Below are 550 nucleotides of genomic sequence, written 5' to 3'. Positions count from 1 at the left end.
ATGTAAGCGAGGATCTTGCCCGAGTAGTAATTGTTGTGCGCCACCGCATGCGGCCGTGGACCCACCAGCGCCATATGCCCCTGCAACACGTTGAACAGTTGCGGCAACTCGTCCAGCGAAGTGCGGCGAATAAAACGGCCTACTGCGGTAATGCGCGAGTCATTGCGGCTGGCCTGTTTGACTTCGCGGTCATCGTGGACACGCATCGAGCGGAATTTCCAGACCTTGATCACCTTGCCGTTCCAGCCATGGCGGTCCTGCTTGAAAAATACCGGGCCGGGAGAGTTGATTTTCACCGCCAGAGCGATGATCAACAGCAGCGGACTGAGCGCGATGATCGCCAGGAATGCCACGGTTTTCTCAACCAGACTCTTGCTCAGGGCAGCGGTGGGGCGGCTGGTCAGCGGGCTTTCGTTCAGGTAAATCGCCGGCAGGCCGTCCACGACTTTCACCGAATGATTGAGCAGGGTCAGGCTGTTCAAGTCCGGCACCCACACCACATCGACGTCGGCCCCGAGCAAATCGACATACATCGCTTCGATCTTCGCGG

The 550-nt window shown here is 58.5% G+C and carries 1 protein-coding gene; it reads right to left on the bottom strand.

Going from position 1 to position 550, the window contains the following annotated elements; all coding sequences use genetic code 11:
* On the bottom strand, positions 1–550 hold a 550-nt coding region (locus J5M56_RS24020; protein WP_207937942.1), incomplete at both ends, for a sugar transferase.

The organism is Pseudomonas sp. 51_B (assembly GCF_017491595.1).
Classification (GTDB): domain Bacteria; phylum Pseudomonadota; class Gammaproteobacteria; order Pseudomonadales; family Pseudomonadaceae; genus Aquipseudomonas; species Aquipseudomonas promysalinigenes.
This window is presented reverse-complemented; position numbering and strand designations above follow the sequence as displayed.